Genomic DNA, 5,717 nt, shown 5'->3' with positions numbered 1-5,717 from the left:
TTCCTTTGCCCGGCAGAACTGGGTCCTGATGACGGGGCCTTTCTCCAATCTGAAGATTCCCGCAGGGTGCTGCGCTGGTTCCAAAGCCAGCTTCCACCTGATGGCGAAATTGACGCCGCCAGCCTCGATGCCATCGTGAAGAGCGGCATGGCCGAACTTGGCCTGAAAGGCAAGGCTTACTACACTCCGCTGCGCCTTGCCCTAATCCACCAACAGCATGGTCCCGACCTGCCCACCACCTTTGCCATCCTTGGTTTGGAGGAAGTCCACAGAAGACTGGCAGTGGCGATACGGGATTAAAACACGCCATTCCTTAATATCCATACACACGGAGCCGGGGGAAACAAACCCGGTTGGACGAATCTTCTCCCTGCCCCGGCCATTAGCCGTTTCCGGTCCGCTTCCACTACGCCTCCCGCAGAATTCCCGCATTTCAAGCGGGCATTGTCCGGGGGGCAAACATGAGGCGGATTATATAGAGCTAAGGGCGCGACCACGGATGGCAATATCCAAAGCGCTTTTAAATAAACCGTTTCAGCCACTCTGAGGAATAATATCCACAATCCCGATTCACAAAGCAAAAGATTTTACTTGACTTTTCGACTGACTGGTATTACTCGGTCGAAACGTTGGACAGCCACCGGGTGAAAGTCTTCCGGTTCCGCTCCAACAAAGGAAAGAGAGGTGGATGATGAATCCAGTCCCGGATAAAAAAGAACGCATACTTACAGCGGCAACGGAGCTTTTCTCCCGCTGGGGATACGACAAAACGTCCCTCGACGAGGTGGCGGCAAGGGCGCGAATCGCCAAGGCCACCATCTATTATTATTTCCCCTGCAAGGAACAGCTCTTCATAGCCGCCTTCAGCGCCAAGGCGGAGGAACTTTTCGCCAAGCTGGACGAGGAGATAGCCTCCGCGAGCAGTTTTGAGGACAAGCTGTCCTGCTTTCTGCGCCTGCCCATGATTTACGTTTTCAAACACATGCCCATCCTTATCGAAGCCATTCATCAAATGCCCACAGATTATCTGGGAAACCTGGATGAATACCGCGACAATTACCGCAACCAAATGAAGGCCCTGCTGGCCGGCATCCTGGATAACGCCCGGAGCGCCGGGATAATCAATGAATGGGTGGATTCCCAGCGTTTCAGCGAGCTTATCAGCGACTGGTTCATGCTGGGCGACAGCTGGATCGACATCCAGGAAAAAGACAAGATCATCAGGCGCATCGAACGCGACCACGAACTGATAGTCCAGCTTCTGCTGTACGGCATCATCAAGCCGTCGGTGAAGGATTCGGCGCGCCGCAATTCCGACGGAGCCAAACCATGAAAAGACATCTGATCTTCATGCTGCTTCTGGCGGCTGTCTGCCTGAACGGCATCACCCTCGAGGAAAGCCTTGAGCTTGCCAGACAGCGCAACAGCACGCTGCTGATGGCAAGGGAGGAAATCAACCGGGCGGAGCAAAGCAACCTTGAGCTGAAAGGCGGATTCTTCCCCAAACTCACCCTGGCCGGAGCTTACAGCCTTCAGAGGACGTATTTGCCCTCCTCGGCCATGTCCGACCCCATCGACCTCACCCAACTGCTCAATCCCTACACCGCCAGCGACAACGACTACATGCTGGCCGCTTCGGTTTCCGGGATCGCCAATTCACTTCTGCCCAGCTCACCGATGGACGAGGGTTCGCTCGCGGCCTCACTGAAGCTGGAGCAGGTTATTTTCGCCGGAGGCAGGCTGCATAACGGTTACAAGGCCACCCAGCGCTACCGTGACATCAGCCGCCTGAACCTGAAGGTGAAGGAACAGGACGTGGCCCTGCAAACCATCCAAATGTTCTACGGCTACCTGCTCACGACCCGCCTGGTGCAGGTTCAGGAGGAAGCTCTGGCCACTCTGCGGCGCCACGTCGCGCAGGTTGAGCTTTTCAACCAGGAAGGCTTCGTGGCGGAATTCGATGTCCTGCGGGCCAGACTGGAAGAGGCAAAGCTGGAGCCCCAGCTAATGAAGGCCAAAAACGACCGAGACCTGGCCCTGGCCGCCTTCCGCAAACAAATCGGCGACGAGCAGGAAACCACCGTCCCCGAGGATGAATTCGCCCTGCCGGAACGGATCGACCTGAGTCTGGAACAAGCCCTTGCCCAAGGCCTGGCGAACCGCGGAGAACTGGAAATGGCGGGATTGGCCACAGAGCTGAAAGAGTTGATGTGGAAAGCTGAGAAGGGGATCTATATGCCCACACTCGGCCTGCAAGCCAGCGCTTCCCTCTTCACCGCCGCCGACGAATTTGCCATCGAAGCCGATGATTTCGGCACCAATTACAGCGTGGGGATCGGCATCTCCATCCCCCTTTTCGACGGCATGTCAAACCGCGCCAAGGTCAAGGCCGCCCATCACGATTATCTGCTTTCCCGGATACAGCAGCGGGATGCCGCCGCCCTGATCCGGCTTGAAATCACCCAAAACTACAACAATCTGCGCCACGCCGAGGAAAACTACCGCGTCCAGCAGGAAAACATGCGCCTGGCAGAACAGGGGCTGGAACTGGCGCGGGTCCGCTATGAAAACCAGGTGGGGATCCAACTGGAGGTCTTTGACGCCCAGACCACCCTGTCAGCCATCAAACTGCAATATTACCAGGCGATCTATGAAGTGATATCCGCCACCCGGATGCTTCAGAAATCACTGGGAACCACTTTGTGAACGGAGACACCATGAAACAAACAATTATTACCGTGATCTGCTGCCTGGCTTTGCTATTGGCGGCATGCGGCGGCAAGGACCAAGCCGGCAAGAGCATGGAACAACTGCATAAGGAACAGGGAATCCCCGTGCGCGTGAAAACCGTCGCCGCGGAAAACTTCAGCAAAGACCTCAGCTATAACGCCACCCTGGGCGGCAGCTCCGAATCCTACGGCCTGTCGATGCTGGCAGAGGTTGTGGCGGGCGTGCATGCCAAAGTGGGCGACAGAGTCTCTGCCGGGCAGGTGATTGTCACTTTCCCAAAAACAACGCCCAGCGCCCAATTCGAGCAGGCCTCCACCGGCTATAACGCCGCCCGGCAAGCCTATGAGCGGGTTAAAAACCTCCAGGCGGCAGGCGCTGTTTCCCAGCAGGACCTCGACAACGCGGAAACCCAGTTCAAGCTCGCCCAGGCCAATCTGGAAGCCAGCCGCCAGCTTATCACCGTCACCTCACCTATCAGCGGAGTGCTGACCAGCCTGGCTGTGAATCCCGGCGAGATGAGCCATCCGGGCCAGATACTCTTTGCCGTTTCCGGAACCGGCGGCTACAAAGCCAAGTTCACCGTTCCCGACAAAGTGGCGCGCAGCATCAAAATCGGAACTTCTGCCACCGCCACCATCGGGGATATGGAACTGACGGGACGGGTAAGCAAAATCTCCCTCGCCCTGGACCCCTACACCCAGGCGGTGCCTGTGGAAGTGAGTTTACCGGCGGCGGGGCAGCGCATCAGCTACGGCGCCACTGCCGAAATCAGGCTGCACACCCAGTCGCAGGCTGACGCCATCGTTGTGAACCGCGAACACATCGTCACCGAAAATGGACAAAAATACGTGTGGGTGGATGAAAACGGCAAAGCGGCCAAACGCCCCATCGAAACCGGAATGGACAACCAGCTCCAGTTCGAAGTGGTATCGGGCCTCCAGCCCGGTGACCAGCTTATCACAGAGGGAATCAACCTGCTTTCGGAAAACGCGCGCATCCGCGTGGTGAAATAGAGGAGGCGGCATGATTCTTTCCGACCTCTCAGTAAAACGCCCCGTGCTGATCAGCATGGTCGTGCTGGTCTTCGTGGTTTTCGGTGTCCTGGCCTGGTTCGCGCTGCCGCTGAACCTGATGCCGGAGGTCAATCTGCCCTTCATCGTCATCCAAACGGTCTATCCCGGCGCGGGGCCTTCCACAGTGGAAACCCAGGTCACCAAAAAGATAGAGGACGCCCTCGCCACCGTCAGCCTGGTCGATTACACCCAGTCCTATTCGCTTGATAACGCCAGCATCATCATGGTGGCATTCAAAATGAAGAAAAATGTGGATATCGCCAACCAGGAAGTCAAAGACAAGATAGATGCCATCCAGCGCGACCTCCCCGACGCCATCGAAAAGCCTATAGTGATGAAGCTGAACATGAACGCCGTGCCCTTCATGGACATCATATTGAGCGGAAACATGGACGGCCGGGAGCTCTACGAACTGGCAGACACCAAGCTGAAAGACCGCTTCGGCCAGATTGCAGGAGTTGGTGAAGTGAGCATTACCGGAGGCGCCAAACGCCAGATAGAGGTGACCCTCAAGGACCGGATTGTCCATGAAAACAGGATATCGATGCCCCAGCTTCTGCAACTCCTTGCCGCGCAGAACATTGACATGCCGGCGGGAAACTTCAAACGCGGTTCGCAGGAATACTCAGTGCGGCTGAAAGGCCAATACACCAGCCTGGATAAAATCGCCGACGCCGACATACCCACGGCCTACGGCATGAAAAAACTGCGGGACCTGGCCGAAATCACAGACGGCGCCGAGGAAGTGCGCAGCCGGGCCATCTACCACAACGTGGAAGCCAAATCCATCCATGACAACATAGTCCGCATCTCGCTTACCAACGCCCCCGACGGCAACGTGGTGAACATTGCCAAAGAGGTGAGGCAGATGATGGATGAAATCAAGGCTGACCTGCCCGCGGGTGCTTCCCTGGACATCGTTCGCGACGATTCAGATTTCATACGCGGAACGGTGGACGACACTTTCTCGAACATCCTGCTGGGAATCCTGTTCACAGCGCTGGTGCTGCTGATTTTCCTCCACGACTGGCGTTCCACCCTCATCGTGGGCCTGTCCATGCCCATTTCCATCATCGCCACCTTCATGTTTATGCAGATTGCCGGCTACAGCTTCAACCTGCTCACCCTCATCGGCATTTCCTGCTCGGTTGGGGTCCTGGTTTCAAACTCCGTGGTGGTTATCGAAAACATCTTCCGCTACAAGGAACTTGGCAAAAACCGCCGCGATGCCGCCATGCAGGGCACTTCAGAGATAGCCCTGGCCGTGATGGCAAGCACCCTCACAAACATCGTGGTGTTCATTCCGATAGCCTCAATGACCACCCTTGTGGGGCAGTTTTTCCGTGAATTCGCCCTCACGGTCACCTTCGCCACCATTTTTTCCCTCGTCACGTCTTTCACGGTCACGCCCATGCTTGCTTCCCGCATCCTTAAAGAAGGCAGCACGCAAAACCGCTTTGGCATCAAATTCGACAAGCTGTTCGATAGATTCTCCGCCTGGTACAAACGCTTTCTCGGACGCGTGCTAAGCTCGAAAAAACGCAGCCGGGGAATCATTATCATCACCGTGGCGGTTCTGGTGGTCAGCTTTGCCCTGATTCCGGTGGTGGGTCTGGAATTCATGCCGGAAATGGACCAGGGGGCAATGTCCCTGAAGGTGGAGCTTCCCCAGGGCTCCAACCTGGACCAGACCGCCTCGACCCTGCAAACCATCCACGAGCGCCTGGGCAAACACCCCGAAATCAGCCACGTGATCACAAACCTCGGTTCCGCTGGCTACGTGGACACAGGCACCAACCTGGCTTCCAGCAGCATCAAACTGGTGGAGCCAAACCGCCGCAAGCTGAATTCAAAACAACTGGCGGACCGCGTAACCAGGGAACTGGCGGACATCCCCAACGCCCGGATCAAGGT

Annotated in this window: 5 protein-coding genes; all 5 read left to right on the top strand. The window is 56.6% G+C overall.

What is annotated here, in order from left to right:
* Positions 1-300 (top strand): glutamate--tRNA ligase (locus GX466_00790; protein NLH92750.1); only part of this gene is annotated, 300 nt, incomplete at its 5' end.
* A 388-nt stretch (positions 301-688) separates the two neighbouring features.
* Positions 689-1,333: a TetR/AcrR family transcriptional regulator gene (locus GX466_00785; protein ID NLH92749.1), complete on the top strand. Its 645-nt coding sequence runs from the start codon at positions 689-691 to the stop codon at positions 1,331-1,333.
* Positions 1,330-2,706 carry a TolC family protein gene (locus GX466_00780; GenBank protein NLH92748.1) on the top strand — a complete coding sequence of 459 codons (1,377 nt, stop codon included), beginning with the start codon at positions 1,330-1,332 and terminating at the stop codon, positions 2,704-2,706. Before GX466_00785 ends, GX466_00780 begins: the two co-directional genes overlap by 4 nt.
* 11 nt (positions 2,707-2,717) lie before the next feature.
* A complete protein-coding gene (locus GX466_00775) occupies positions 2,718-3,743 on the top strand; it encodes an efflux RND transporter periplasmic adaptor subunit (GenBank protein ID NLH92747.1) in 1,026 nt (341 codons plus the stop codon).
* Between the two features lie 10 nt (positions 3,744-3,753).
* Positions 3,754-5,717, top strand: a 1,964-nt coding sequence (locus GX466_00770; GenBank protein NLH92746.1) for an efflux RND transporter permease subunit, incomplete at its 3' end; no start/stop codon positions are given.

Source organism: Candidatus Cloacimonadota bacterium (assembly GCA_012516855.1).
Taxonomy (GTDB): Bacteria; Cloacimonadota; Cloacimonadia; order Cloacimonadales; family Cloacimonadaceae; genus Syntrophosphaera.
Note: the sequence above shows the minus strand (reverse complement) of the source record. Positions and strands in the feature narration are given on the sequence as shown.